The 25,686-nt window shown below is 58.0% G+C and carries 25 protein-coding genes, 1 tRNA gene and 2 pseudogenes; 13 read left to right on the top strand and 15 right to left on the bottom strand.

Translation table 11 applies throughout. From position 1 onward, the window contains the following. Positions 1 to 161: 161 nt before the first annotated feature. Positions 162 to 3,500, bottom strand: a complete 3,339-nt coding sequence (locus tag ACPYOJ_RS17620) for an adenylate/guanylate cyclase domain-containing protein (RefSeq protein ID WP_481417394.1) — start codon at positions 3,498 to 3,500, stop codon at positions 162 to 164. A 616-nt stretch (positions 3,501 to 4,116) separates the two neighbouring features. Between ACPYOJ_RS17620 and ACPYOJ_RS17615 the strand changes: the two genes are divergently transcribed. Beyond that, positions 4,117 to 4,548, top strand: coding sequence for a hypothetical protein (locus ACPYOJ_RS17615; RefSeq protein ID WP_481417393.1), 432 nt, complete (start codon positions 4,117 to 4,119; stop codon positions 4,546 to 4,548). Between the two features lie 322 nt (positions 4,549 to 4,870). Here the strand turns inward: ACPYOJ_RS17615 and ACPYOJ_RS17610 are convergent, their stop codons facing one another. The 5 genes and pseudogenes from ACPYOJ_RS17610 to ACPYOJ_RS17590 all read right to left on the bottom strand — a co-directional run bounded on the left by ACPYOJ_RS17610 (position 4,871) and on the right by ACPYOJ_RS17590 (position 9,503). Continuing rightward, the gene (locus tag ACPYOJ_RS17610; protein WP_481417392.1) at positions 4,871 to 6,037 is read right to left on the bottom strand and encodes a sulfite oxidase; all 1,167 of its coding nucleotides are present in this window, start codon (positions 6,035 to 6,037) and stop codon (positions 4,871 to 4,873) included. 426 nt (positions 6,038 to 6,463) lie between these two features. Then, positions 6,464 to 6,961 carry a dihydrofolate reductase gene (locus ACPYOJ_RS17605; RefSeq protein ID WP_481417391.1) on the bottom strand — a complete coding sequence of 166 codons (498 nt, stop codon included), beginning with the start codon at positions 6,959 to 6,961 and terminating at the stop codon, positions 6,464 to 6,466. A 116-nt stretch (positions 6,962 to 7,077) separates the two neighbouring features. Next, positions 7,078 to 7,596: an N-acetyltransferase family protein gene (locus ACPYOJ_RS17600; RefSeq protein ID WP_481417390.1), complete on the bottom strand. Its 519-nt coding sequence runs from the start codon at positions 7,594 to 7,596 to the stop codon at positions 7,078 to 7,080. 188 nt (positions 7,597 to 7,784) lie between these two features. Continuing rightward, a complete protein-coding gene (locus ACPYOJ_RS17595) occupies positions 7,785 to 8,852 on the bottom strand; it encodes a D-alanine--D-alanine ligase family protein (RefSeq protein WP_481417389.1) in 1,068 nt (355 codons plus the stop codon). A gap of 31 nt (positions 8,853 to 8,883) precedes the next feature. After that, positions 8,884 to 9,503, bottom strand: a pseudogene (locus ACPYOJ_RS17590) (hypothetical protein). Between the two features lie 137 nt (positions 9,504 to 9,640). Between ACPYOJ_RS17590 and pdxR the strand changes: the two are divergent. Beyond that, positions 9,641 to 11,149 (top strand): MocR-like pyridoxine biosynthesis transcription factor PdxR, encoded by a 1,509-nt coding sequence (gene pdxR, locus ACPYOJ_RS17585; RefSeq protein ID WP_481417388.1) that lies wholly within the window; start codon positions 9,641 to 9,643, stop codon positions 11,147 to 11,149. Positions 11,150 to 11,226: 77 nt separating this feature from the next. Here the strand turns inward: pdxR and ACPYOJ_RS17580 are convergent, their stop codons facing one another. Continuing rightward, positions 11,227 to 11,769, bottom strand: coding sequence for a chloramphenicol phosphotransferase CPT family protein (locus ACPYOJ_RS17580; protein WP_481417387.1), 543 nt, complete (start codon positions 11,767 to 11,769; stop codon positions 11,227 to 11,229). Positions 11,770 to 11,896: 127 nt separating this feature from the next. Between ACPYOJ_RS17580 and ACPYOJ_RS17575 the strand changes: the two genes are divergently transcribed. Next, positions 11,897 to 12,082, top strand: a complete 186-nt coding sequence (locus tag ACPYOJ_RS17575) for a hypothetical protein (RefSeq protein ID WP_481417386.1) — start codon at positions 11,897 to 11,899, stop codon at positions 12,080 to 12,082. Positions 12,083 to 12,636: 554 nt separating this feature from the next. On the opposite strand, the gene ACPYOJ_RS17570 is transcribed toward ACPYOJ_RS17575, so the two are convergent. The 3 genes from ACPYOJ_RS17570 to ACPYOJ_RS17560 all read right to left on the bottom strand — a co-directional run bounded on the left by ACPYOJ_RS17570 (position 12,637) and on the right by ACPYOJ_RS17560 (position 15,425). Continuing rightward, positions 12,637 to 13,176: a 3'-5' exonuclease gene (locus ACPYOJ_RS17570; protein ID WP_481417385.1), complete on the bottom strand. Its 540-nt coding sequence runs from the start codon at positions 13,174 to 13,176 to the stop codon at positions 12,637 to 12,639. Between the two features lie 263 nt (positions 13,177 to 13,439). Then, a complete protein-coding gene (locus ACPYOJ_RS17565; protein ID WP_481417384.1) occupies positions 13,440 to 14,606 on the bottom strand; it encodes an MFS transporter in 1,167 nt (388 codons plus the stop codon). Between the two features lie 432 nt (positions 14,607 to 15,038). After that, positions 15,039 to 15,425 (bottom strand): inositol monophosphatase family protein, encoded by a 387-nt coding sequence (locus ACPYOJ_RS17560; RefSeq protein ID WP_481417383.1) that lies wholly within the window; start codon positions 15,423 to 15,425, stop codon positions 15,039 to 15,041. Between ACPYOJ_RS17560 and ACPYOJ_RS17555 the strand changes: the two genes are divergently transcribed. Further along, positions 15,364 to 15,669: an N-acetyltransferase family protein gene (locus tag ACPYOJ_RS17555; RefSeq protein ID WP_481417382.1), complete on the top strand. Its 306-nt coding sequence runs from the start codon at positions 15,364 to 15,366 to the stop codon at positions 15,667 to 15,669. The two genes, ACPYOJ_RS17560 and ACPYOJ_RS17555, sit on opposite strands and share 62 nt — an antisense overlap. Positions 15,670 to 15,874: 205 nt before the next feature. Here ACPYOJ_RS17555 and ACPYOJ_RS17550 read toward each other — a convergent pair whose 3' ends face one another. Both ACPYOJ_RS17550 and ACPYOJ_RS17545 read right to left on the bottom strand, forming a co-directional pair. Further along, positions 15,875 to 16,000, bottom strand: a complete 126-nt coding sequence (locus ACPYOJ_RS17550) for a hypothetical protein (protein ID WP_481417381.1) — start codon at positions 15,998 to 16,000, stop codon at positions 15,875 to 15,877. A gap of 19 nt (positions 16,001 to 16,019) precedes the next feature. After that, the gene (locus tag ACPYOJ_RS17545) at positions 16,020 to 16,613 is read right to left on the bottom strand and encodes a type I restriction enzyme endonuclease domain-containing protein (protein ID WP_481417380.1); all 594 of its coding nucleotides are present in this window, start codon (positions 16,611 to 16,613) and stop codon (positions 16,020 to 16,022) included. Between the two features lie 888 nt (positions 16,614 to 17,501). On the opposite strand from ACPYOJ_RS17545, the gene ACPYOJ_RS17540 reads away from it, so the two are divergent. The 4 genes and pseudogenes from ACPYOJ_RS17540 to ACPYOJ_RS17525 all read left to right on the top strand — a co-directional run. After that, positions 17,502 to 17,870 carry a hypothetical protein gene (locus ACPYOJ_RS17540; RefSeq protein ID WP_481417379.1) on the top strand — a complete coding sequence of 123 codons (369 nt, stop codon included), beginning with the start codon at positions 17,502 to 17,504 and terminating at the stop codon, positions 17,868 to 17,870. Next, positions 17,867 to 18,046 (top strand): hypothetical protein, encoded by a 180-nt coding sequence (locus ACPYOJ_RS17535; protein WP_481417378.1) that lies wholly within the window; start codon positions 17,867 to 17,869, stop codon positions 18,044 to 18,046. The genes ACPYOJ_RS17540 and ACPYOJ_RS17535 overlap by 4 nt, the downstream gene beginning before the upstream one ends. A gap of 169 nt (positions 18,047 to 18,215) precedes the next feature. After that, positions 18,216 to 18,749, top strand: a complete 534-nt coding sequence (locus ACPYOJ_RS17530; RefSeq protein WP_481417377.1) for a recombinase family protein — start codon at positions 18,216 to 18,218, stop codon at positions 18,747 to 18,749. Between the two features lie 15 nt (positions 18,750 to 18,764). Beyond that, positions 18,765 to 19,199 (top strand): annotated as a pseudogene (locus ACPYOJ_RS17525) (recombinase family protein); the annotation flags it as partial. A 27-nt stretch (positions 19,200 to 19,226) separates the two neighbouring features. On the opposite strand, the gene ACPYOJ_RS17520 reads toward ACPYOJ_RS17525, so the two are convergent. Together ACPYOJ_RS17520 and ACPYOJ_RS17515 are read right to left on the bottom strand one after the other, a co-directional pair. Continuing rightward, positions 19,227 to 19,406 (bottom strand): hypothetical protein, encoded by a 180-nt coding sequence (locus tag ACPYOJ_RS17520; protein ID WP_481417376.1) that lies wholly within the window; start codon positions 19,404 to 19,406, stop codon positions 19,227 to 19,229. Positions 19,407 to 19,752: 346 nt separating this feature from the next. Next, positions 19,753 to 19,828 (bottom strand) — tRNA-Ile (locus ACPYOJ_RS17515). A gap of 154 nt (positions 19,829 to 19,982) precedes the next feature. Between ACPYOJ_RS17515 and ACPYOJ_RS17510 the strand changes: the two genes are divergently transcribed. The 4 genes from ACPYOJ_RS17510 to ACPYOJ_RS17495 all read left to right on the top strand — a co-directional run bounded on the left by ACPYOJ_RS17510 (position 19,983) and on the right by ACPYOJ_RS17495 (position 22,425). Beyond that, on the top strand, positions 19,983 to 20,726 hold the full coding sequence (locus ACPYOJ_RS17510; protein WP_481417375.1) for an SIMPL domain-containing protein: 744 nt from the start codon (positions 19,983 to 19,985) through the stop codon (positions 20,724 to 20,726). 235 nt (positions 20,727 to 20,961) lie between these two features. Beyond that, positions 20,962 to 21,345: a BRA0787 family protein gene (locus ACPYOJ_RS17505; RefSeq protein ID WP_481417374.1), complete on the top strand. Its 384-nt coding sequence runs from the start codon at positions 20,962 to 20,964 to the stop codon at positions 21,343 to 21,345. Between the two features lie 100 nt (positions 21,346 to 21,445). Next, positions 21,446 to 21,847, top strand: coding sequence for a DUF4174 domain-containing protein (locus ACPYOJ_RS17500; protein ID WP_481417373.1), 402 nt, complete (start codon positions 21,446 to 21,448; stop codon positions 21,845 to 21,847). Between the two features lie 89 nt (positions 21,848 to 21,936). Continuing rightward, the gene (locus ACPYOJ_RS17495; protein ID WP_168830622.1) at positions 21,937 to 22,425 is read left to right on the top strand and encodes a heme-degrading domain-containing protein; all 489 of its coding nucleotides are present in this window, start codon (positions 21,937 to 21,939) and stop codon (positions 22,423 to 22,425) included. Between the two features lie 35 nt (positions 22,426 to 22,460). Here the strand turns inward: ACPYOJ_RS17495 and ACPYOJ_RS17490 are convergent, their stop codons facing one another. After that, positions 22,461 to 23,720 carry an AGE family epimerase/isomerase gene (locus ACPYOJ_RS17490; protein WP_481417372.1) on the bottom strand — a complete coding sequence of 420 codons (1,260 nt, stop codon included), beginning with the start codon at positions 23,718 to 23,720 and terminating at the stop codon, positions 22,461 to 22,463. Between the two features lie 171 nt (positions 23,721 to 23,891). Between ACPYOJ_RS17490 and ACPYOJ_RS17485 the strand changes: the two genes are divergently transcribed. Beyond that, positions 23,892 to 25,686, top strand: a 1,795-nt coding sequence (locus tag ACPYOJ_RS17485; RefSeq protein WP_481417371.1) for a homocysteine S-methyltransferase family protein, incomplete at its 3' end; no start/stop codon positions are given.

Genomic DNA, 25,686 nt, shown 5'->3' with positions numbered 1-25,686 from the left:
TGGACAGCCGTGATTTACTCCGGCCAGGTTGACGACAAAGTTGAACGCTCTAACGATGTCACCATGAATGCCGACGCTTTGACTTCGATCGTCCACCGTATTCAGCAGCTGCGCGGGAGGGAGACCCTGCGTGATCCGATCTTGACCGCTTGCGATTGCGCCTACCGCAGGCGGTCAAGCAGCGCCCTGGCATCGACAAGGTCTCCAGTCTCGAAGCCTTCGGTGAACCAAGCGTAGATGGGGGTGAGAACCTTGCGACCCTCTTTGCCCCGGCCCTGGTCGACGTAGAAGCGGGCGAGGCTTATTGCAGCTCTCAACTCCGTCGATTTCGTCCCCTCGGCGCGCGCCATCGCCAGCGATTTTCGAAACCACCTCTCAGCAGCGCCATCATTTGGTTCCATGCGCGACAAGAGTTCGCCCTTGGTGCGCAGCAGCTCGGGCACTTGATATTTCGATCCAGTCTTGGCGGTGATGTCGAACGCCTGCTCCAGCAAGATTAACCCTTCGTTTGCCTCGCCGAGCTGCCCATGCGCTTGGGCCAGGACGCCGAGGCGGAACGCCATGCCCATGTCTGCACCGGTAGCCGCAACGGCTTCAACCGCTTCGCGCATTTCCCGGATACCCTCTTCCAATTTCCCTTGCTGGGCGAGCGCCCAGCCGATTTTGGACCGCGCCACCCCGGCCATTAGTGGCAAGTCGAATTCGGTGGATACTTCAAGCTGCTCCTGTGCCGCTTCGCGGGCTGCCCCAGGTTCACGGCGCAGGAGATGGATTATGGCCAAGTTACTCAGCGCGGTGGCTATGCTCACGGAATGGGACACGCGCTTGGCCAGCGACACCGCCTCTCGAACGCGGTCCAGAGCCTGGTCGGGGTAACCGCGAATCCAGAGAATCTCCGAAGAGTAGTTCCTGCAACAGACGCCGGGGTCATGACCCGTATAGACATAAGTCAGGCGATGATCTCGCTCGCAATCGTAATTCGCGATCCCCCAGCTTGCGTGTTCCTCGGCGGCTCGATAATCCCCGAGGAAGAGTTTGCTTGCCCACAACTGATGATGCGCCTCGAGGAGGAGGCTTAAATCATTCGCCGACTGGGCGATCTGCAAACATTGGCGACCGAGATCGTCTGCCTCGCGCAGGTGACCGGATATCAGTTGGTATGAGGCTTCGCCCCGAACCGCCACGAAGAGCTCGTTGCTGTCGTCCAGCCTCTCGCAGAGTTTGCGTGCCGATGAGAAGGCGTGAAGCACGTCCGGCGCGCCCCAGCCCTTGACAGCCATTGCGGCCACCCCCATGGCATTCTGTAAATGAACTTCACGCTTTAAGCGGGCCTCCGTGCTGGGCACCGACGCGACCACCTCCAATCCCCTGGCGAGGTGGGCCAAGGCTTCGATATTCGCCGATCGTTTCAGCGCCTGCTGTCCTGCCTTCAGCCAGTAATCCCCGGCCTGATCAGCCAGCCCGGCGGCCGTGTAGTGGTATGCGAGCGTCTCGGGTTCGGTCTCGGCGACTTCCGGGAATTGCGCCTCCAGCGTTGACGCGATGTTCGCGTGGATTTGATGCCGTCGGCTCCTGAGAAGGCTCTGATATGCCGCGTCTTGCACCAGTGCATGCTTGAAGACGTAGGTCGCCTCGGGGGCGGTGCCATTCCGCAGGACCAACTCGGATTTTTCGAGATTGTAAAGATCATCCCTGAGCCTGGCGGCATCGCATCCGGCGACTGCCGCCAGCAGCCGGTAGTGGAAGACGCGACCGATGCACGCGCCGATCTGCGCCATGTTCTTGACCGAAGAGAGTCGGTCGAGGCGGGCCATCAGTGAATCCTGCAAAGTCGATGGGATCGCAAGCACTGGCAATGGACTCTTCAATCGATAATCATTGCCGGCGTCGACAAGGAAGCCGGACTCAAGGACGGTCTTCGTCAACTCCTCGACGAACAGCGGCACGCCCTCCGTCCTGGCCAAAATCTGGTTCTTGACGTCCGAAGGCAGAGTCCTGCCGCCGGCTACCCGGTCTACGATCGCTGCTCCTTGATCGCGCTCGAGACGGCCAAGCGAGAGGGCCGTCACATGTGACAATCCCCGCCAAGGCGGGCGGAATTCGGGACGAAATGTGACGATGAGAAGCACCGGCAGATCGGGCAGGCGTGCGATGAGCATGTCGAGCCATTCGGCTGTCGTCGGATCAAGCCAATGCGCATCCTCTACGACCATCGTAGTGGGGTGGTTCGCCGCGATCCCTTCAAGCTGTTGGATGAGAACGCTGAGCGTACGGGCCTTCTGCGCTTGCGGTGTCAGCGTCAGCGGCGCATAGCGGCCAGTGGTGTCGATTGACAACAGAGCTGCCAGAAGCCGGCCAGCTTCGGTTATGTCCGGGGTCGATCGGAGCATCAGCGCCTCGATCTTGTCCAGCTTCGCGGTTGTACTGTCGGTCCTTCCAAGTCTGGCAGCGCGCCCAAGCTGCTGGATCACCGGGTAGAGTGCGCTGTTTACGTGGTAGGGGGAACAGAAGTAGCGTTGCCGTGTGTGTGGCTCGGTGCTCAGGCGCTCTTCCAACGCCGCTGTCAGGCGCGACTTGCCAATGCCGGGCTCCCCCGACAGCATCACCGCCTGACCTTTTCCTGTCCGGGCCTTCTGCCAGCGTTGAAGCAGAAGCTCCAATTCCTCGGATCGCCCTACCAGCGGCGTCGGTATGCCGTGCAGCGCATCGAAACGTCCCTCGGCATCGGCTTCGCCGGTGATGCGCCAGGCCGGGACGGGAGCTGCGAAGCCCTTGAGCTGCTGGAGACCGAGATCGATCATCTCAAACAACCCGGCAACCAGCCGGTGCGTGCTGTCGGCGATCACGACGGTGTTTGGCTCGGCCAAGGCCTGCAAGCGCGCCGCAAGGTTGGGCGTGTCGCCGACCACGGCCTCTTCCTGCGCTGATCCTTCGCCAATGAGGTCGCCGACCACGACGAGACCGGTGGCGATGCCTATCCGGGCTTCCAGCGATTTGCCCAACGGCGATGTCAATCTGGCGGTCGCAGCCGCTGCCGCCAGGCTCGCCCGCACTGCCCGCTCAGCATCGTCTTCATGCGCCCTTGGCCAACCGAAATAGGCGAGCACGCCATCGCCCATGAGCTTGGCAACGCAACCATCGTACCGTGCAATCTCCGTCGACACCGCACTTTGATAGGCGCGCAGGACGTCGCGCATTTCCTCCGGATCGAGCCGCTGTGACAGCGCGGTCGAACCCACGAGATCAATGAACAGCATTGTCAACTGCCGCCGCTCGGCTTCGACTGGCGAAGGCGCTGGTGGGGAACTCGTTGGCGACATTGTGTCCAGTGCGGCAATCGCCGCCAGAACCTTGCGCCGCGGGCCGAGGGGTAAACCCAGCTCCTTCACGTCGTCTTCGCTGAGATGCCGAAGCGCATCGAAATCGACTTCGCTGTCGGTGAACGCCTTTGTGTACTTGTCCAGCCCGAGGCGGGCCAGCCATGAGGCGATGTCCGGCATGACAACTACCTCCCTGTAAGCAAGAATACCACAACTGTGGTCGCGCGGCACATAAGCGCTATGCACTTCCTAAAGTGCGCTCACCCGACGATCATCACTCATTCTCATCTGCAGTGTCGAGCCGGATACCCGATGCAAAGAGCAGCATCAATCGAAAATCGCAGTCCTATGAGCCTCGAGGCGGCTATGGCCAGGCGATGACAGGTTGGACTTTGCGTGACCTAGTTCGCGGGATCGTTCGTGAACTCGGAAGGGAGAATGGACTATCGTCGCCCAAACCGCGCTGAAGAGACGCTTACTCACCGCCCGTCACCACCCGGTGGCGGGTTTTTGATTCAGGACAGAACGATGTGACCGGTTCGTTGCCCATAAAAAGGCCGGCTTCAGGTTACAACGATGGTTTATGTACGAGCAATTCGAAGACCAACTTTCGAAAGTCTGCTGGATAGCTGGGGCGACAGACGCGGGAAAGACCAGCATCGCGCTCGCATTGGCTCGCAAATATCGCGTGCCCGTGTATCACTACGATGCTCATGATCTCCGTCACCACCAGCGGCTCGCGGAACGGGAACCCAGATATGCAGTCTTTCTGCGGCAAACGCTGGATGAGCGGTGGATGCGGCCTACACCGGAAGACCTGGCCTCGCGAGCCTGGCAATCCTTTCACGACCGTTTCCCGTTCGTGCTGGAGGACCTAACCACCCTGGCATTGCCGAATGGCATGCCGGTCATCGCCGAAGGCTATGGTTTGACGCCGCGCCTCGTGTCACCGCTATTGGGCGATCCATCGCAATTCGTCTGCCTATTGCCGTCAGATGAATTCAAAGACGATTCGATGCAAAAGCGCGGCAAGGGACAATTTGGCGGTGAGGTAAGCGATCCTCAACGCGCAGCCGACAATCTCAGACGGCGGGATCAAATTATTGCTGATCGGCTTCGTGTGGAGGCGCAGACACTCGGACGCGATATCATCGAAGCAGACGGATCGAAGTCGATCGACGAGCTCGCCGTTGCTATCGGCCAGCGTTTCCAGCTGCGAAGGCGTTGAAACCTTATGGCGAAATTCAAGACAGGAACGCCCACATCTTACACCGGCGATATAGCGGCAAAGATATTCATGCATACTCGCGCGCTGACAAAGCATTCATTTTACTCATGATCAGTCGACCGGGTCGATCCACTCGAGCGGCAAACGCGCGGCCATGATTGTCTCCTCACGGCGCGTTCCGCAGGAGGGGCCGAAGATGCTCCTTTATTCAATTGGGAAGCCGCTTTTGGTGGTCTTTGCTGCCTAACGCCGCATAAGTTGGCATGAGGTCACCTCGATCCCGCGTCTGCTTGCTTACGGCTGCGACCACCGGTGAACCTTCTCACGCAATGCTAACGCGGCGCGTTACCTGACCATTGCTCTCCCAATAGGTATGCTTCTTGGTAATCCAGGGATCATCCATGGCAGGCTGGATTTGCCCGGCCATATCAATGGCGCGCGAGGTGACCGTGTGCTCGCCTTTCGGCGGGTCTTTCCAGTCTAAAAACCACACCTTCCAGGCGAATTCGGCCTCTTCGGTAGAGTCGATCATCGCCCCGAGCCATGGGCCATCATCAACCTTCACTTCGACCTTGGCGATGGGAGCACCCCAGGCCGCACCGCTAATCCGGTATCCGGCATCGCTGCGCGTCACTCTGGCAGGCGCGGACTTCAGCAACGCACGGCCGACCGAGGTCTCGGCCCACACCGTCTCGCCATTGTGTTCTTCTTCGCGGATGGTGACGTAGTTTCGGCCCATCAGCAGACTCATGAAGCGCGTGTTGCGTATCTCGATGCGTTTTAGCCACTTGACGTTGGCGATGCCGTACCAGCCGGGTGCGATGAGCCGCAACGGGAAACCGTTGGGTTCCGGCAGGGCGGCCCCATTCATCTCGTAGCAGAGGATGTTGTTGGGGCTCATCGCATCGGCGAGCGACATGCTGCGGGCGAAGTTCTGATGCATCTTGACGTCACGAGTGTCATCCTTAAGAGCGATGTCGCCGACGTCAGTGCCCCAAAAAACAACTTCGATGCCGTTTTCTTTCACGCCTGCCTCTTCAAGTATGGCAGCTAGCGGCGTGCCAGCCCAGCGGGCGTTCCCGATGCCGCCGGTGAAAAATGGTAAACCGTGATTGCCCGAACATTCCACTGTGAAAACCACCTCTTGGCGGGGCCGCGCCTTGAGATCGGTGAGCGAAAGGCTCAGGGGCTTCTTCACTAACCCATCGATTTCCAGGTTCCAGGCATTCGCGTCAATGGTTGGCCGATCAAAATGCGCGATGCTGAAGAACTTGTCGTTGGGTGTCACCCATGAATCCATATCCTCCCAGACAAGTTGGTTCTGGATGACCGCCGGAACGGGATTGGGCGGCGGCTGATCAAGCCATGGGATCACGGTCTCACCCGCCCGGCTTGGAAAGGCGTGGGCAAACCGTGAACGGAGGAACGCCAGCGAGGCGAGGGCCGCACTGCCTTGAATAATGAATTCGCGGCGTGGAATGTGATGCATGGAATTTCTCCTCCGGCAAAAAAATTGCCGCCGGAATCGAGCAGAGAAGATTCCGGCAGAGATAGGTGTCTTTTAGGGCGAAAGTTTCCGCGCTCAGTCGCTGGCTCGTGCATTAGCAACCGACGATATGCCGCCCTGCATGTTGCACGATCTCTATGACACCACCGCAAAATTGTAACACAAAGTAGAATTCGCCACGAGGATGCGAAAGGGTTAATTCGTTTGTATAGTACAACGGATTAGGAGTCGTAGACTCTGGCGACTGTCGCGTCATACGTCAGGACTCAGGCGTAAAGCGGCGGTAAAACCGCATGGCCGTCATCGGGATCGACATCGCAGGCCCTCAGTCCCGCGATTTCGGGGGACCCTTGGCGCTTTCCGGCCGAGGTGTTCTTCTGCTTTCGGCCCTTTGCAGTCATCACGCAGCTAGTTGGGAAATCCGGAGCTTCGTTCGTAGATGAAGTGTGTGTATGGCAATGGGCCTTCAATCCGCTCTGAACTGGAGACCGAGAACTCATCCTCGGGCAACAATGGGAAAAAGCGGTCGCCGCCGAATGTGGCATCCAGCACCGTCAGATGAATCCGATTGGCGAGCGGAAGGAAGAGCTTATAAATCTCTTGACCACCGCCTACAGTTATCTCTGAACCCGGCAACTCCGATGCCAGTGAAAGTGCCTCGTTGAGCGACCTCGCCGAGAGCACACCGGCTGTTTGAGAAGTGAACGAACGAGATAGCACGATGGAATACCGCCCCGGCAGCGGGCCGGGCAGGGAGAGGTAAGTCAAGCGGCCCATAATGAGGGCATTGCCCATCGTCACTTGCTTGAAAACTTTCTGCTCGCCAGGGATGTGCCATGGAATATCGTTTCCTCTGCCGATAGCACGGTCTGCATCCATAGCTGCGATGAGAACGATCGGTTTCATGGCTACCTTCTGGTGACTGAGTGGACAGGCCGTTGAATTTGTCCCCTTGTCGGGGTGGATAGTAGCGGGATCAAATGGAATCGCAATGGCCGCTAATGGCGCGCCAATAGGAGACATTAGGTCGTCTGCGCAGATTGTGGCTTGTCGAGGCGCATCATGATTTCGTCATGAAATACGTCGCCAACCTTTAGAGCCGCAGTGTCAGTTGCCCATTCCCGGAAGCCGACCTTGGAATAAAGGCGACGGGCTGCGTGATTACTTTCTACCACCGTGAGGCGAACGGTTTGGCAATGCTCGAAAGCATTTTCGATTGCTGCGTCGAGCAGATGCCTCGATAGCCCCGTGCCTCGGGAAACGCCCCTCACGTACATGCCCCAAATTGAAGCGTTGTGTCGTGTCTTTGCACTCTGGCCGCGCGCGACAGCTACCACTCCAGACAACTCGCCGACCTCGTTGAAGCCGCCGAACACGGAGTTGTTCTTCAAGCGGTCTGCGAACCATTCAATGGGTCGTTTACGCTCCTCTTCGAGGTCCGCGCCGAATGCCTCAGGGTGATTTTGCAACCCCTCAAGGCGGATGTCACGAAATGCTAGTGCGTCGTTGATTGAGAGGGGGCGAACAAGGAGTTTTTGCATGAAAGTTCAGTCCAATCCAATTACGCTCTCCGGCTAAGGCGAGAGTGTAACAGTTACATGACGTCTGCTTCGGGCCGAAAGCGGAAACCGGCCGTTTCCGCGATAACTTCTACTTTTGGCGCATTCCAGCCAAGGTGGCCGTCGTCTGTCGGCCTATTGCGGACGTTACATTTGTTGTCAGATTGGAATCACGCCGCTCTCGCCAAGCCGTGCTCTACTAGCCGGTCGATGATTTCCGCGTAACCGACGCCGCTTGCGGCCATTGCCTTGGAATACATGCTGATGTCGGTGAATCCCGGAATGGTGTTCACTTCGTTGACGACGAAACGCATGTCTTCCATCAGGAAGAAATCGACGCGTGCCATGCCATCGCAGCCAAGCGCGCGGAAGGCGCGGGCCGCCATCTCGCTAATCCTGCCTTCGACCTCCGGGGGAAGCTCCGCCGGCACTTTCAGCGCCGCGCCGTTCTCATCGATATACTTGGCGTTATAGCTGTAATAGCCGTGGCTTGCGGCCGGCACGATCTCGCCGGGACGGGAGACGAAGAGGCCGCCTTTTGTATCTTCCAGCACGCCGCATTCGATCTCGCGCCCGGCAATGAACTCTTCGGCGAGCAGCCTGCGGTCATGCCGGAACGCCTCGGCGAGCGCGGGCGCGAATTCCTGGCTGCCCGAAACCTTTCTGACGCCAACTGACGAACCCTGCCGCGCGGGCTTGATGAAAAGCGGCAGGCCAAGCTGGCCTTCGAGCGCCTCCAAGGCGGGCGGCGCGTCCTGATGGATCGTCACCGAGCGGGCGACCGGCAGTCCCGCCGCCTTCAGAAGCTGCTTGGCGATATCCTTGTCGAGTGCGGCTGCCGAGCCGAGAATGCCGCAGCCGGCCAGCGGCACGCGCGCCACCTCGGAGAGCCCCTGAACCGCGCCGTCCTCCCCGTGCAAGCCATGCAGGACCGGAAAGAGAATATCGATCCTACCGCCCTCGGCGGCCTTTCCGTCAAGCCCGATCGTCAGGATGCGGCCGTGTCCGCCCGGCACGAGGCAGATTTCGACGCCGGCCGCAGGCCTGTCGAGTTCGCCGTCGCTGAAGTGGCTTTGCAGCCACCGCCCCTCGCGGGTGACGAAGACGGGCAGCGCATCATATTTCTGCGGGTCGAGCGCCCGCATCACGTTGATGGCCGACATCACGGAGACGTCGTGCTCGCTGGAACGGCCGCCGAAAAGCACGGCGATACGCAGCCTGGTCATGGATGGGCTCATGAAAATCTCCTGAAGGAAGGCCGGTCAGAAATCAGAAGCCGACCGCGATGCCGCGGTTGGCGAAGAAGCGGTCGAAGATGGCGAGCGGCAGCACGACGTCGGCCTGGCTGGCGCGGTCGTGGCCGGAGGGATTGTGAAAACAGATGCTCTCCTGCGAGGCGGCCGTCACCAGGGCGAGATGGCCGCCCTTCGACGGCGGCTCGCGCTCTGGCCAGCGGATGGCGCTGTTGACCGAGGCGATGAAGAAGCGATGTCCGGCGAGGATCGGGGGAATTCCGGCCGCCGGAACATCTGCCCGGACAACCGCCGAAAGATTGAACCGCTCGCGGACGAAATAGACGAAGGGGGCGTAGATCAGCCCCTTAATCGATGCCTCGGCCTCATTGACGACATAGCCGCCATAACCGGTGCAGGCATGTGCAAGCGAAAGGATCGGATGCGCCTCGCCGCGAGCGGCAAGGATCATCTTCAGGCAGGCCATGCCGCAGACATTGACCGCCAGCGCGCATATTCCTCGATCGTTTCCGCGCCCGAATTGCGCCAGAGCGGATCGCGATGCAGGGCGGACGCCCCTTCCGACAGGACAGGCAACGTCATTTCCGGCGTCTCCCACTGGCTGAAGTAAGGCACGTCGAGGTTCCGATGCTCCATGTCTTCTCCGTCAAAGATGGCAGATGCGGCAACCGTCGATGGGATTGCCGCTTGAAAGTGGCCCATCATATATGCAATTTTGGCTCCCTTAACAGGTCCACTCTTCCCATGCTAAATGGGCCACTCGGGGGTCGTACATGACACTGAAGAGGAGACGGGAAGGTCCGTCCGCAAGGTTTCGGCCCGCAATCGATCCTTCGTCTGCCGCGCCTTTGCCGAGACAACTCTATCTCTCGCTCAGAAACGCTATTGCCGAGGGACGGCTCACGACCGGGCAACGACTGCCGTCGACGCGCCTTGCGTCTACAGAGTGGAAGATTTCGCGAGGCGTCATTGCAGAGGCCTATGAAATCCTGATCGCGGAGGGTTTCGCCGTGGCCCGCCATGGGTCCGGCACCTATATTGCATCCTCCATTCCCGATGGTGTCTCGCGCATCGACTACCGACCCGGCGGGGAACGCGCACATCCGATCCGCCGCAGCGTGTCAGCCGCCGCAACGGCGATCCTGACCCGCGGACCGAGCCTCGAGCCACAGAAGGCCCTGCCATTCGTCACCGGTCGCATCGCCCATGACGAGCGAACGGCACGGTTGCTGAACCGCATTGCGGCCCGCCACATGAACTATGCCTTCGAAGGCTATGGAGACATTCAGGGCGAAAAGGCATTGCGAGCCGCCATCAGCGCGCATCTGGCAGTCTCGCGCGGCGTCCGCTGCACGGCCGAACAGGTCTTCATCACGGCCGGAACGCAGCAGGCGCTCGACCTTGCCTTTCGCGTGCTGATGACTCCGGGCGATACGGCCGTCGTCGAAGACCCGTGCTATCCGCCTGCCAGACAGTGCCTGGCGCTGAACGGCATCAACGTTGTCGGCCTCCCCGTCGATCAGGATGGGATCGACACGCAAAGACTGATGGCCGATGTCATGTCGCCTCCCTCGGTCTTCTACGTGACGCCCTCCAATCAATATCCGGTCGGGTCGGTCCTCTCGCTTTCGCGAAGGCTCGGCCTTCTCGCCTATGCCGAGGAGAATGATTGCTGGATCGTCGAGGACGATTACGACAGCGAATTCCGATACCAGGGGCATCCGATCGCCTCGCTGCATGGCCTCGATAAGGCCAATCGGGTTCTCTACACCGGCACGTTCAGCAAGGCGCTTCTGCCGAGCCTCAGGATCGGCTACCTCGTGGTTCCGACCGATCTGGTCAACGCGTTCAGGGCTGTGCGTCCGGCGGTCGACCGCTGCCCGCCGACCTTCCAGCAGCGTGTGATCGCAGATTTCCTTGAAGAGGGCTATTTTCCTGCGCATCTCCGCCGTCTGAGAGAACGGCTTCGTGCCTCACGCGACATGTTGGCGGGTTTCCTGATGGAACGCATGGCCGAGCATATCGAAGTGCTGCTGCCGGATCAGGGGATCAATCTCACGATCAAAAGCACCGGGAGCTGGAACAATGACACCGCCGTCTCTTCCGCGGCTCTGAAGAGAGGTGTTGTCGTCATGCCGCTTTCGCGGATGAACGTGACCTCCACGGACAGATTGCGATTGCTGCTGGGGTTTTCCGCGCTCTCGGAGCAGGAAGCGGATATGGGAACGCGGCTTCTGGCCGAGGTCTTCAGATGTAAAGAGTTTGTCGCCCACCAGGCCTAGACTATAGCGTGAATGACCGCTGTTGGCGCATTCCGGAATTGGACGAGCTTCCGCATTCGGCCCTAAGCGGTCGTGCGTCAGCGGTCCAGCGAGCTGAAACTTGAGGATCGATCGCCGCTCCGCCAAGCCAGGAGTACCTTATCCACGTTAATATCAGTCCCATCGACTGAGTTCAGGTCTATGTCGTAGGTTTTGCCAAGATGAATCGTCTCATAGTCCTGCTTGGCACTACCAATCGGCCTATCGCCCCGCGCTGCTTCCCGCTCGACTAGAAGCTCAAGCGGGCAGTGAACGCCCGCGAAGAACACGTCGTGTTGCGCCATTAGCTTCCGAAGCGTCTCCAACCAGCCTTCCGTATCCAAGATGTGTTCTAGGATCAGATCATTACCTGCATCTGCATAGGCCTTCAGCGAACGGTGAAACCCATCGAAGAAAGCTGCTCTGGCATCGGACCATCGGAACTCACCGCTACGGAACCGGCTCATGGGAAAAACCCCTGAGTCTCGTAGATGATCGATGGAAATGTGCCAAAAAGGCTTCTCGATGCGAGCCTGGAGCGCCCCAGCGATTGTGGACTTTCCGCTGCTTGATGCACCATGCAAGAAAATGATCTGTGCCATGAACCTCACCGCCGTTGCGTGGTGAGCTAGTACAGTTGGGTAACAACGATATGACCGGTGTTGGCGCGATCCAGTCGACGCTGTGGTCGCCGTTTATATAGTGAAGTCTGTCAAAGAGGATGCCGAGTTGCTGCTTACCGTAGAAAAAGAGAAGCTAGAACAGGGTGAAGTTGTCATCTGCTTTAATGAAGAAGGCTTGGAATTCCTGATCTCAAAGTTAAAAAAGCTTCGCGATGGGCAATTTGCACCTGATGACCCCCGCTTGGGCTGGGAACGAATTAAGCGAAGAGCCGCAAGGCGGCGATCAATATGAACTGTGCAACAGCTTAAGGCTTGTACGCCTTCCTTGAGAGGGGATTTCGCGGAAACGCACACGAGCGTTCGTCATTGACGAACCTTACTACTTTAGTAGTGTAGATTAGTAGTTGTTAAGCAAGGGGGATGAGATGATCGATCTAGGTGTATCGGTGAGAGAGAGCGACTTGAGGATCGTGTCAAACGCTGTCCAGGCTTGGTACCGCCACTATCGAATGACGCCGAATGAACAGGCTTCACAGTTGCTCTGCAGCACTGCAGTTGAGTTATTCAATCAAGGGCATCGAACTCAGGAGGAGCTATCGACGCTGTTGATCACAAAATTTATTGGCAAAAATTCCATGAGGATCAACGCGCCAACGTCTTCTTCAAAGCATTGACGAGCAGCAGAACGCCAAAATCCAGTGACCGCAGTCACTCAGCGTGACCTTAGACCGCTTCAATGCTCCGATCGGGAAGCGGGAGCAGCTCACGTACTTGATGACTGTTAACTGATCTCGGGCGGCTCGGCAGAGTTCGCGGAAAGGCCGGCGGAGCAGGCAACAATCGCTCTCAGATTTTGCCTGTCCGGACATCAACGATAGCTCGGATCGACCTCCACCGATCCAATTCGAGCACGGCATCTGGCAGGGCACGGTGAGCGAGGGCGATTGGGTCGGTCTTCAGGAGGATCGTTGCGACCAACGCCGAAATTTCCGCGTCCGTAAGTTTGGCTCCGGCGGCCATACGCGCGGCGTCGAAAAAAGCTTCCTCTGACCTGGCAAGCCGGAGGGCATGTCGTGGATATCCCGCCGCCCTCAGGAGCAGACTCAGCCATTTTCCATCCCAGGACGGTGCGCTGGCATAGAGCTTGTGTCCGCTCAGTGCATCGATCATCTCGGCCGCAATAATATCGACAGACACACCTTCATCCAGAAGGCGTTGGCGTGGAATGCCATGGATAGCTTCGGCCTCAGACGACCAGTCCGTCCAGTCTGGGGCAGGGCGGATCAGCGCCGATCGCGATTCGCCATTCTCAAAGACCCATGCCACTTCAATGGGGAAGCTTTTCTTACTGAGAGATGAGGCCTCGAAATCCAAGAAAACAATCAATCGGGATAATCAGCGTTTATGCCGTCCTCCGCAATGTTGTGACAGTTTGCCCAACATCAAGACGGGTAGCCCGCATCAGGCATAAATTAGGGCGCAAGCACGTCCGGCGACTGCGAATGATCCATTACAGCCAATTGCGGTGATAGCATCCTCCACAGAATGCTATCTGCAACCGGAATCTGGAAAAGCTATATATTCGTCCACCTAATCCACTAAGGCGGCGGCCTGTCTCCAACATGGGCTGCAAGTATGAGATGTCGGATTCATTCAGCCAGTCCGAATGCTTTCATTTGACGGCGTGGCGCGAGTGACCGCACCGACCACAACGCGGTCAAAATTATCGGAAGGCAGAGTAGATAAGAAGTTCGTATGCCTGCCGTTTCGGCGGCGAAGCCCAGGAGCGGAGGAGCGAGGAAGAAAACGACAAACGACATCTGCGCCAACGCCGCTACGTTCAAGTGAGGGCTTCGATCCTTTCTCTGTGCTGCCGCAGAGACTGCCAAGGGATAGACCGCACTGCATCCAGCGCCCATCATGGCAAATCCAACGAGTGCGATGATCGGAACAGGAGCCAGCCAAACGCAGCACACGCCAAGTGAAGCCAACGTTAGCAGGACGGCGGCAACCGCGCGGGAACCATGGCGATCAACAAACGGGTCTGCATATAGCCGGACCAGGGCCATGAAGAAGGTGAAAAGCGTGAGTCCCATCCCTTCAATGAAAGGCTCCACCGCGAAAACGTCTCGCATGTAAATCGCGGACCAATCGATCCCTGCTCCCTCCACAAGGAACGCTGCGATCCCGATCAAGCAAAGCGGCAACAGCGCTACTGTCGGCAGGGCAATATGGGAAGAACCTGCTTGTCGTGATAGATGGGGTGCCGAGGCACTGCGCATTCCCTTTATGGCGATCGTTCCCACGATCAAAACGACCGCAAATGTAATCGCCAGATGGAGCTGCATTGAAACGCCAGCTTGCCTGATTGCTGAAGAGGCCAATGCGGTCACGAAGAATCCAAGGCTCCAAAAACCGTGGACTCGGTTCATGACGCCGCGCCCAAGCTGAGCCTCGATACGGTCGATCTCGACATTCAAGTTGATCTCAAGGGCCCCGGCCAGCAAACCCTCGCAAAAGAGCACGAAGAAGACCAGTGGCGCGTAGCCAACCCATGGAACGATCGCGATCATCGCCGACGTCCCCAGAACGGTAGCGAATGCCGTTGTTCGTGCGCCTAGCTTGACGATGATGGGCGACGAAAAGGTCAGAGATGTTAACGCTCCTATTGCCGCGCCTATAAGCGTCAACCCGAGCTCAGACTTGTTTATGTCGAGCGCAACCTGAAGATCAGGTAGCCTGGATAGCAACGCTCCCATCGAAGTCGCAAACAGGAAAAAGCAAACATAAATCCGCTGCTCCGGCTCGATGCGCATTTTTGAGACTCCGGATACTTCTTCTTTGGCGTGAACGAGCGACGAGGGCAGGCGACGGAGGCGACGGTATGACCCCTTATCGAGGACATAACAGGGCTGGCTAGAGTTTTCTTCGGCTTGATGCATGAGTCAGCGGTGTATGGCAATCCGTTGGCCGCCCGCCGTTTGCCATTCCCGAGGTATTCGTTCTCCGAAATGCACTGATTCAGTTTTGCGAGGTGACCAGACGGCGTTGGGGAAGTCATTTTCGTTTCCCGTTGTCATCGAGCAGGGAGTACAGACGCCTTCATGTCGATGATGAACATGGCCAATCAGTCCAAGGTGCTGAAGGCTATGCACCGCCTGTTGAAACCCAGCGGTTCCTGCAGTTTCGATCCTTCATCCTAGCTTCGTGCCACCGACCCGCAAGGGTCGGAAAACCGCATTTGTGCGTCAGCTACTTAGAAGATGCGCCACAAGTGCGCCGTGTATCTCTGATGAAGCAAAGACGACTTCCTCTCCCCATAAATCGGCAGGGATGTGGTCTGGAACGGGGACAAGATTGCTTCGAATTGCCCCGGCCTCAGTTGCGATGAGCCCAGCCGCAACGATATCCCATGGAAACAACGTTTCTGTATGAGCATCGAGCCTCCCTGACGCGACATAAGAAATATCCAGAACTGGCGACGAACTTCGACGGATATCCTGAGAACTTGTCAGAAATACTTTGATACGTTGCAAGAGTGGCGCGATATCGCTTTTTTCGTGAGGAAAGCCCGTGCTCACAACCGCGCGCGCGAGGCTGTCCGTCGAGGAGGGACGAATTGGCTCGCCGTTCAAAAAAGCTCCTCGATCTCTTATATCAAGACATCTGCTTGACGCAGCAATCGGACATGCTTTCGAGCATTGTCACACCGTTCGCCTCGCGGTGGCGGAAAGTAATCACGCGGCGCGTCGCCTCTATTCCAAGGTCGGATTTCGGGAGTGGGCAACGGACAGGGCGGCTTTGAAGGTCGGCGACGTCTTCCATGACGAAGTAATGATGCGTCTCGACAAGACGCGAGATGCTCAAGCCATTCAATGACAGCATCTCTAATCGGGCATTAGGGTCAAGCTCTTTCTGATCTTGGATGGCCTGGTCGTTCACGCGGGTCACGCTTCTCTTCGCAGTCTACTGGCTCCTCGCGTTTGGAGCCGCTGCACGCTGACGCGATGGCCATTTGAGACTGTAGATGAGAGGGCTCAGCAAGCTGGGGGGAGCGGGCGATGGGCCGGAGACGATGGTGTCGTCAGTGACTCCTTATTTCCTTCAGTGCATCCTTGGCGTAGCTGCCGATGAAACTCTCATTCTCGATTGCCACCAGAGCCGGGATCGCAGCCTTGGCCTGAGGCCCGATCTTTCTCAGGGACTGCACGGCGTCCTCGCGGACATGGTCAGAGTCTCGCGTATCCCCCAGTCATCGCCTGCTGCCAGAAATGCGCGTAGACGTTGTTGGCAACAAGCTGTTTTTTCTCTGGCGTGAAGGGTGGCGTCGGGAGCTTGATGAAGACTTCATCCAGAATTAATGTCTCCATTTCGCCCTTCGTCTGCTCCTTTTCCCAAAAACGTTCGAGTTTTGCGAGCTGCTGCTTGATCGTGGCCAACATCTCCCGGCTCGCCTGCTTGACACGTTCACGATCCGTCTTGTTCAGATCGTCCCGTTTCAGCAAGTCGAATACGGCCAGTTCCTCATCCGAGAGGTTCTCTCTCGCAGCCCGCTCCTGTTCCTCGTCGAGGCTTTGAACAAGTTCAACCAGCCGCCTGAAGGTCTCCTCGATCGTCGTGCGGTCCTTTTCGCTGTTGTAGTCGGCAACGATGACTACGTTACCGATGGTGTGATTTATCCAGGCGTCTGGCAGGCCTTTTGGCTCAGGCGTAATCACCTCAATCCATATGCGTTGACCGCCATGCTCGACCAGAAAATCGGGACCTTCCGTAGCGTGGGACAGCTTCAATCCGGATGCTTTCAGTTGATGCGCCAGGAGCACTTCAGAAAACTGTTGCCAAAATACCGAGTGGTCGTCAGAGCACAGCCGTTGCTCACAGTTGTTGTCGGCGAGGCCCGATTCAATATGCTCCCCACAAACGCGAAGTGTCCGCTCTCGAATTATATCTCCAGCTTCACCTTCAAATGGATCGGCTGGCTATAGACGCTGCGAGGCTCATAGGAATGCTTCTTTCGTTTGCCGCTGACTTGTAATCGATGTCTTCCAATTCCTTCACGTGTCACCCTGTGACGTCGGCGAGATAGCCTTCGTCAACGCTCTTGCAATTAATCGACGCGAGGCGATTCGTCATGTTGCCATTGAAACTATCGCTCGTCCTAGAGCTGAAACTCGAGGTCGCAAAATTCGTGCCGCTTCAGTGGCAGCTTTTGCGAGAGTTGGGTAGCGACAAGTATCGAAAGACTCCGACCTTCTGAAGAAGAAAATTCCAGGACATCGTTGGATGTATCCAGCTCAGCCAATCACGTTCACATCAAACAATAATTCAAGACTCCGATTATAATCAATGAGTTATTGACTCTTTCTCATCTTATCTATTAGTATTGGCTAACGTGAAATTCGGTCAGGAACTCCAATATCAACGACCAGTATCAGACTGCCCGGGCCGCCTTTCTAGTCGAACAGCGATTAACGTGAATGACGGTAGCGCCGTTAAGCCGACAAGAACGCATCTTTGGAACGGACGGTCGGAGAAACACACATAGCCTTGCAGTACGAAAATAGAACCTCGAACTCTCAAAAAGAGAGGCGCACCTAACAGGAAAGGGGTCGGCAATGCGAGGGTCGGAGTCGGAGCGCAAAGGAAAGCGCCGCGTCCTAAGTATGCACGGGAGAGGCTTTGACACCGTCGGCGGTGGGAAGGCTTGCATCATGAAGGATAAGAAAAACCGCACAAACAAAGGCGAAAGCAATCTTGTTAGAAACGGTCTTCCCGACGGCTTCGTTGCGTCGGCTCGGCCCATCGTAACCGTGGATGTCGAAAGGTATCAAGCCTGGTTCGACGCTGCGGACCTGAGCGCCGCGCAAAAGGAAGAGTTCACGCAGTCGCTATGGTTGATCGTCATGACATTCGTCGAGCTTGGCTTCGGCGTTCACCCGCTGCAAGCAGTCTACGGACAGAATTCCGCAAATGGCGCGGTAGGAGCAAAAAGGGCTTTCGATGCGGTAAAATCGAAGAAGGCCGATCGTATAAGGCCATCAACATATTCAAGCCCCCTGGGCGTTCTGGAGGCAGAATGAACAAGGAAAATGACGAGGCGGCAGTTATCCCGAAAGCGATTATCTATTGCCGCGTATCCAGAACAAGACGAAAAATTGAGGGGAGCCGCCTGGAAAGTCAGGAGCACCGTTGCTGCCAGTACGCGGAATTGAAAGGTTACAAGGTCCAGGCCAGTCGCCGTGGTCCATCGTCATGACGTTCGTCGAGCTCGGTTTCGGCGTTCACCCACTGCATGGAGTCTGCTGACAGAATTCCGCGGATGGCGCGGTGGAATCGGATATGGCCTTCGAAACGGTAAAATCGAAGAAATCCGACCGTAAAAGACAATCAACTTGCTCGAGCCCCGTGGGCGTACTGGAGGTAGAATGAAAAAGAAAAGCGTAGAGCCGACCGGCAAGCCGCAAGCGATTATCTATTGCCGCGTATCCAGTCTGAGACAGAAAATTGAAGGCCATGGCTTAGAGAGCCAGGAGCACCGTTGCCGCCAATTTGCTGACCAAAACGACTTAGAGGTCGCGGCTGTTTTCCCCGATGACATCACGGGTGGCGGTGATTTCATGAAACGTCCTGGCATTGTGGCACTCTTGAGTTACCTCGATGCCCAACCGGGGAAGCCCTACGTCATCATTTTCGATGATCTCAAGCGATTTGCGCGCGATACGGAGTTTCACTGGAGGCTTCGCCGCGAGTTTAGGACGCGCGGAGCGGACGTCGTGTGCTTGAACCTAAAACTAGAAGACACCCCCGAGGGAAGGTTCGTAGAGACGATGTTCGCCGCTACGGGAGAGCTTGAACGGTCCCAGAATCAACGTCAAGTGATCCAGAAGATGACAGCAAGACTTGAAAGGGGTTATGCGGTGTTCGCCCCGCCGATAGGCTATAAGTACGCCGCGAATTGAGAGCATGGGAAGATTTTGGTTCGAGTCGAGCCAGTCGCGTCCATTCTCGTTGAGGCTCTGGAAAGCTTCGCTTCTGGGCATCTGCAGTCAAAGGGCGAGTTCAAGCACTTCTTAGATGCAAGGCCTGCGTTCCCTAAAGACACGAGTACCGGCAAACTGTACTACACGCGGGTTGAGCGCCTACTAACGAATATTATCTATGCGGGCTACGTCGGTATGCCGGCGTGGGGCGTGTCACCACGAAAAGGGCACCATGAACCTTTAATCAGCCTGGAGACGTTCGAGCGGATTCAGGAGCGCCTGAACGAAAATCCGAAGGCTCCCGTGCGGAAGGACATCAATCAGGATTTCCCGCTGCGCGGTTTCGTCCTCTGCGATGACTGCGGCCGCGTAATGACCGCTTGCTGGTCGAAGGGCCGCTCCAAATACTATCCATACTACCTTTGCGATACAGAAGGTTGCGAAAATAGCCGCAAATCAATCCCTCGTGAGAAAATAGAGGGCGGGTTTGCGGAGATTTTGCAGAGCCTTCAGCCGACGCGCGAGCTGTTTGGATTGGCTAAAACGATGTTCATTGATGCGTGGAACATGCGGGCTGCCGAAGCTCATCAGGGCAAGGGCCAAGTCGAAAACCAACTCCGTAGTGTCGAGAAGCAAATACAGACGCTCCTCGACCGAATCATCGAGACTGGAAACTCGACGGTGATAAAAGCCTATGAGGACAAGATCGAGAAGCTGGAACGGGAGAAGTTGCTTCTCGAAGAGAAGATAGCTCGAATCGTGCCCCCGGCACGCCGGCTGGACGAATTTATCGAACCGGCGCTCGCTTTATTAGCAAGCCCTTGGGATATATACGATAATGGGGACCTTCCCTTCAAAAGGGCAGTCCTCAGGCTGGTATTCGCGGAGCCTGTTCGCTACTCGCGGAAATCGGGTTATCGAACCGCCAATACCACCTTTCCATTCAAGGTGTTAGCAAGAATCGCAACGGCACAAAGCGAGATGGTGGGCCCGGAGGGACTCGAACCCCCAACCAAGCGGTTATGAGCCGCCGGCTCTAACCATTGAGCTACAGGCCCGTGCGTGGCTTGGCCGCGCCGGCAGCGGGGCAATGGTCCCCCGGTGCGGTTTCGCTCTAACGCAATTCGGATGCAGCGACAAGACGTTGCCGCAATAGCTTCACAATCAATCGGCAAACAGCTAGCCGGGGTCGCGACAACCAAGGAGTGAAACATGGCGCTGCGGACTATTAGAAACCTGGCTTTCGGCGTGCTGATCGGTGTGCCGGCCGTCCTGCCGATGGCAGCGGCGGCTGCCGATGATTCGAGGCCGCGTGAGGCGGTGGTCATGGTCTCGGGCGAGGGGCAGTCGGCGGCAGCGCCCGATATGGCCGTCCTCAGCCTTGCGGTCGTCAAGCAGGCGAAGACGGCCCGCGAGGCGCTCGACGAGAACAACAAGGCGATGGCCGCCGTTCTGGCGGCGCTGAAGAAAGAGGGGATCGCCGACAGGGATCTGCAGACTTCGGGCTTCTCCGTGCAGCCGCAATACAATTATCCGCAGAGCAACGACGGCCAGCCGAAGCCGCCGGAGCTTATCGGCTATCAGGTCTCAAACGGGCTGACGGTGCGCGTGCGCGATCTCGGCGAATTGGGCGGCTTGATCGACCAGGCGGTGACGCTCGGCGTCAACCAGGGCGGCGACATCCAGTTCACCAACGACAAGCCGGAGGCGGCCATGGAAGCGGCGCGCAAGGATGCCGTCGCAGCCGCGATGAAGAAGGCAAAGACGCTGACGGAGGCCGCCGGCGTGAAATTGGGCCGCGTCATCGAGATCAGCGAGAGCAGCGTTCGGCCGATGCCGCAACCAGCCTATCGCGCAACGATGGCGAAGGAGGCGGGCGACTCTTCCGTGCCGATTCAGGGCGGCGAAAACACCTATCATGTCACCGTCAACCTGACCTTCGCGCTCGAGCAGTAAGGCCTAGGGCCTTTCAAACTCCGGGAAAAAGCCGTTGATGTTCTTCAGGAATATCAACGGCTTATTTATTTGGAAACGCATCTCAACGGCGCGGCGGGCATAAATCGCTTTATCACGCGAGTGTTACACTATAAAAAGAATCGTGTTATCGGTTCCGGAGGAGCCCCGAGTTCCGAGTTCTGATTCGATCCGGCCGATAAGGAGGAACTGGCTTAATCCTAGAGAGGAGACAGACATGACGAATGCCTTGCCGCCACTTCACAACGGACACGCGCCGATCACCCTTCAGGAACTCTTCCGCGAAGCCCTCTATGCTTTCGAAGAATGGGATACGGAACTCACAGAACCAATCGTCACCTTCGAAGGGCGGGTCGTTCCGATCAGCCTCGTCTTCGAAGCCATGCGCGAGTGCGACGACATCGTGCCGAACAACATTGTCGGCGCCGTTACCGAAAGACTGACAAAGCCGTGGGAAGGCGAGGGGCCGCTCGACCAGATGAGCTTCTCGACGGCCGCCCGTGTCATGCGCGTCTTGGTCCGCAAACGCCTTCTTGCCAACGGCACGGCCGATGTGGTGGCCGTTCCCACCCGCCCGGCGGAGCGCAAACCATCCGAATGAGGCCGCGCGAGGGATCGCGGTGGTCCGCGATCCCCTCTGCTTTTGAAGGGAACCGCTCTCACTTCCAATCGTTGAAGACAGAACGAAGGATGTGAGCATCATGCTTAAATCAATCATACGCGAAATCATCGGGCCGGCGCCGCAGGCGCCCACGTCCCCGGACTGTCTCAAACCATTCATCGGCCGGAAACGTGTTCTCATCATTTTTGCGGATGCAGATGATGACCGTGCCACGGTGCAGGACGAGTCGCTGCGCCGGGCGCGTTTTTCGCTCATCGAGAATGATATAGAGGTGCTGAATGTCGCCGGCGGCGGGGTGTTTCCCACTTTCGAGGGATCCGAGGACCTCGACGCCGATGAAATCCGCGACGATCTCCAGGGGCCGCGGCCCGGCGAATTCGGCCTTCTCCTGCTCGACTGTGACGGCACGGTGTTGCTACGCTCGAAAGAGCCCATGTCGCCGGAGGATATCATCGGTTCACTGTCATCGGTGGCGCACTAAGCTGTCGAAATCTCCAGACGTTGCTTTACTTTTCACTGCCGCTTGCGGATGCTCTCTGCCGGTTCGATGTGGCAGGAGGAGCAAGGCCTATGACTGTTGAGGACGATCTCAGCCGGATTGCGGAGCAGGAACAGGTATTGAGCTTTGATGCCTTCGACCTCACGACAGCCTGGCAGCTTGGCAAACTGCTGCAGGAACTCGCGACGGAACGCGGGCTTGGCGTGGCGATCGACGTTTCGCTGCACTCGATGCCGGTTTTTTACGCGGCGCTGCCGGGTGTTACGCCCGACAACGTCCAATGGGTGCGGCGCAAGCGCAACGTGGTATTCCGCTATTCAAAGAGCAGTTACGCCTGCGGCCTGAAGCTGCAGAAGGACGGCAAGACCGTCGAAGACAACGGGCTTTCGAGCGCTGACTATGCAGCGCATGGCGGCAGCTTTCCGATCAATGTCAAGGGAACCGGCTGCATCGGCGCGGTCACGGTTTCGGGCCTGCCGCAGCGGGACGACCACAATCTCGTCGTCGAGGCGCTGTCGCTGATGCTGGCGAAAGATCTGGATTCCCTGCGGCTGGCGTGAAGCGGTCATCGGGCCACGCGCCAGCAGTCGCCTGCTCAAATCTTCCCTTTTGCCTCGATAATGCCTTTGGTGACGCTGCCCGTCGCCGGAAAGAGGGGGATGAGGCAGGCCTGCAGGGCATGGTAGATATCGCCCTTACCGGGGAAGAGGCTGTGAGAGGGAACGAGGTCTTCCGTCAGTTCTTCGTGCCAGCCGCCGTTCTTATGGTCGATGAAGGCACTCTCGATGACATTCCAGATCTTGCGATAGCTTTGCTCGTGGAAGTCGCTCGGCAGATGCTCGTTCAGGAAGTGTGCGGCAGCCGCACCCTCGCAGGCCGGCCACCAGAGCTTGTTGCGCTTCGCCGGCTTATCGTCCCAATCGAGCGTGTAGAAGAAACCGCCCTTGCCGTTGTCCCAGCCGAGCGCCATCGATTGCGAGAAGAGGCCCTTGGCGGCATCCAGCATCCAGTCGTGCTTCTTGCCGCCGAGTGCCCAGAGCTGCAGGATAAGGCGTGCCCATTCCAGCCAATGGCCTGGCGTGGTGCCGGCCGGGCGGAACATCTCGTTCGGATGGTAGTAGCTCTTGTCGAGACCCCAGTCGGCGCTGAAATGCTCAGCGACGCGCCAGCCGACGGAACCGGCCGACCTGCGGATAACGAGATCGGCGATGCTTTCGGCCTTAGCGAGATAATCTCTGTCGCCGGTGGCTTCGAAAGCGGCCATCAGTGCTTCGGTGAGATGCATGTTGGAGTTCTGGCCGCGATAGCGACCTCCGTCGAGCGGCTGCCAGTCGGCAGTGAACTCTTCAGCGATGGCGCCGTGCATTGGTTCCCAGAACCTGGTGTTGAGGACTTCGGTAATGTCGGCCAGCATGGCATCGGCCAGCGGATGGCCGATGGTTTTTGCCGAGGAGGCGGCAAGCAAGACGAAAGCATGGCCATAGCCCTGCTTGGTGGAGTCGACAGGGCCATCATTGTTCAGCGACCAGAAATAGCCGCCGTTCTTCGTATCGCGGTGATGGTTCCAAAGGTAATCCATGCCGTGATCGACGACATCGCTCGCGCCGGGGCGGCCGAGAAGGGTGCCGATCGAGAAGCAGTGGACCGCGCGCGATGCAATGTGAATGCCGCGGACCTGCCCGTCGGCGTCGAGCGGCTGGCCGTGATCATCGAGATCGTAGAAACCGCCCTTAGGATTGATCGAATTGTGCTGGAAGAAATCGAAGAGGCCGTTTGCCTGGGCGAGAAGCCAGTTGCGATGATAGGCGCGGGTGCTCCAATGACCAATGCCGGCGTCGCCAGTTACAGATGCCATGTCATTCCTCCGATTTCGTAACAACGACTTGCGAAAGAGCCTATATAGGCCGAGCCCGAGTCTGTCACCCCGCCTCGCGAACCATCACAAAGTCAAAGCATATATTGACATAAACATATCTTTATGTGATTGGTCGCTCTGGCCTTTAAACGATTGTCAAGGAGTCCGCCCGTGTTCACTAATCTCTTTGGTCCCCAAGGGGCAAAACGCGACGGCAATGAAATCTTTGCAGCTTTGCGGAAAGCCGCAAGCGAGCGAATCCTCGTTCTTGACGGCGCCATGGGCACGCAGATCCAAGGACTCGGCTATAATGAAGACCAGTTCCGCGGCGAGCGCTTCATCGGCTGCGCCTGTCACCAGAAGGGCAACAACGACCTTTTGATCCTGTCGCAGCCAGATGCGCTTGAGGAAATCCATTACAAATACGCCAAGGCCGGCGCGGATATTCTGGAAACGAATACCTTTTCCTCGACCCGCATCGCGCAGGCCGACTACCAGATGGAAGGCGAAGTCTACAACCTCAACAAGGACGGTGCCGAGATCGTGCGGCGCGCGGCAATTCGCGCCGAGCGCGAGGATGGCCGCCGCCGCTTCGTGGCGGGCGCGATCGGCCCGACCAACCGCACGGCGTCGATTTCGCCTGATGTCAACAATCCAGGTTTCCGGGCCGTCAGCTTCGACGAGCTTCGCATTGCCTACGGCGAGCAGATCGATGGCCTGATCGACGGCGGCGCGGATATCATCCTCATCGAAACGATCTTCGATACGCTGAATGCCAAGGCCGCGATCTTCGCGTGCGAGGAGCGTTTCGCGGCCAAGGGCATCCGCCTGCCGATGATGATCTCGGGCACGATCACCGACCTTTCCGGCCGCACCCTTTCCGGCCAGACGCCGTCGGCCTTCTGGAACTCGGTCCGCCACGCCAACCCGTTCACCATCGGCCTCAACTGCGCACTCGGCGCCAATGCGATGCGCCCGCATCTGCAGGAGCTTTCGGGTGTCGCCGATGCCTTCATCTGCGCCTATCCGAACGCCGGCCTGCCGAACGAGTTCGGCCAGTACGACGAAACACCGGAACTGATGGCGGCGCAGATCGACAGCTTTGCGCGCGAAGGTCTCGTCAATATTGTCGGCGGCTGCTGCGGCTCGACGCCGGAGCATATCCGCGCGATCGCCGAAACCGTCGCCAAGTACAAGCCGCGCCCGATCCCGGAGCATCGGCCGTTCATGTCGCTGTCGGGGCTTGAGCCTTTCGAACTGACCAAGGAAATCCCCTTCGTCAACGTCGGTGAGCGCACCAACGTCACCGGTTCGGCCCGCTTCCGCAAGCTGATCACCAACGCCGATTTCACAGCAGCACTCGACGTTGCGCGCGATCAGGTCGAAAACGGCGCGCAGATCATCGACATCAACATGGATGAAGGCCTGATCGACTCCGAAAAGGCGATGGTCGAGTTCCTGCACCTGATTGCCGCCGAGCCGGACATTGCCCGAGTGCCTGTCATGATCGACTCCTCGAAGTTCTCGATCATCGAGTCGGGTCTCAAGTGCGTTCAGGGCAAGCCAATCGTCAATTCGATCTCGCTGAAGGAAGGCGAGGAGAATTTCCTTGCTCACGCGCAGCTGCTGCACCGCTACGGTGCGGCCGTCGTCGTCATGGCCTTCGACGAGAAAGGGCAGGCGGACAGCTACGAGCGTAAGGTGGAAATCTGCCGGCGCGCCTACAAGCTGCTGACGGAGAAGGCAGGCTATCCGCCGGAAGATATCATCTTCGATCCGAACATCTTCGCGGTTGCGACCGGTATCGACGAGCACAACAATTACGGCGTCGACTTCATCGAGGCGACGCGCACCATCCGCAAGGAGATGCCGCTCGTGCATATCTCCGGCGGCGTGTCCAACCTGTCCTTCTCGTTCCGCGGCAATGAGCCGGTGCGCGAGGCGATGCATGCCGTGTTCCTCTACC

It is taken from the genome of Rhizobium sp. SVR5-9E (assembly GCF_056755095.1).
Note: the sequence above shows the minus strand (reverse complement) of the source record. Positions and strands in the feature narration are given on the sequence as shown.

Bases quoted from the DNA above. Each gene is read 5' to 3' on its own strand.
- ACPYOJ_RS17620 (WP_481417394.1), bottom strand. From the start codon at position 3,500: ATGCCGGACATCGCCTCATGGCTGGCCCGCCTCGGGCTGGACAAGTAC.
- ACPYOJ_RS17615 (WP_481417393.1), top strand. From the start codon at position 4,117: ATGCGGCCTACACCGGAAGACCTGGCCTCGCGAGCCTGGCAATCCTTT.
- ACPYOJ_RS17610 (WP_481417392.1), bottom strand. From the start codon at position 6,037: ATGCATCACATTCCACGCCGCGAATTCATTATTCAAGGCAGTGCGGCC.
- ACPYOJ_RS17605 (WP_481417391.1), bottom strand. From the start codon at position 6,961: ATGAAACCGATCGTTCTCATCGCAGCTATGGATGCAGACCGTGCTATC.
- ACPYOJ_RS17600 (WP_481417390.1), bottom strand. From the start codon at position 7,596: ATGCAAAAACTCCTTGTTCGCCCCCTCTCAATCAACGACGCACTAGCA.
- ACPYOJ_RS17595 (WP_481417389.1), bottom strand. From the start codon at position 8,852: ATGAGCCCATCCATGACCAGGCTGCGTATCGCCGTGCTTTTCGGCGGC.
- pdxR (WP_481417388.1), top strand. From the start codon at position 9,641: ATGACACTGAAGAGGAGACGGGAAGGTCCGTCCGCAAGGTTTCGGCCC.
- ACPYOJ_RS17580 (WP_481417387.1), bottom strand. From the start codon at position 11,769: ATGGCACAGATCATTTTCTTGCATGGTGCATCAAGCAGCGGAAAGTCC.
- ACPYOJ_RS17565 (WP_481417384.1), bottom strand. From the start codon at position 14,606: ATGCGCATCGAGCCGGAGCAGCGGATTTATGTTTGCTTTTTCCTGTTT.
- ACPYOJ_RS17540 (WP_481417379.1), top strand. From the start codon at position 17,502: ATGAAGGATAAGAAAAACCGCACAAACAAAGGCGAAAGCAATCTTGTT.
- ACPYOJ_RS17535 (WP_481417378.1), top strand. From the start codon at position 17,867: ATGAACAAGGAAAATGACGAGGCGGCAGTTATCCCGAAAGCGATTATC.
- ACPYOJ_RS17530 (WP_481417377.1), top strand. From the start codon at position 18,216: ATGAAAAAGAAAAGCGTAGAGCCGACCGGCAAGCCGCAAGCGATTATC.
- ACPYOJ_RS17510 (WP_481417375.1), top strand. From the start codon at position 19,983: ATGGCGCTGCGGACTATTAGAAACCTGGCTTTCGGCGTGCTGATCGGT.
- ACPYOJ_RS17505 (WP_481417374.1), top strand. From the start codon at position 20,962: ATGACGAATGCCTTGCCGCCACTTCACAACGGACACGCGCCGATCACC.
- ACPYOJ_RS17500 (WP_481417373.1), top strand. From the start codon at position 21,446: ATGCTTAAATCAATCATACGCGAAATCATCGGGCCGGCGCCGCAGGCG.
- ACPYOJ_RS17495 (WP_168830622.1), top strand. From the start codon at position 21,937: ATGACTGTTGAGGACGATCTCAGCCGGATTGCGGAGCAGGAACAGGTA.
- ACPYOJ_RS17490 (WP_481417372.1), bottom strand. From the start codon at position 23,720: ATGGCATCTGTAACTGGCGACGCCGGCATTGGTCATTGGAGCACCCGC.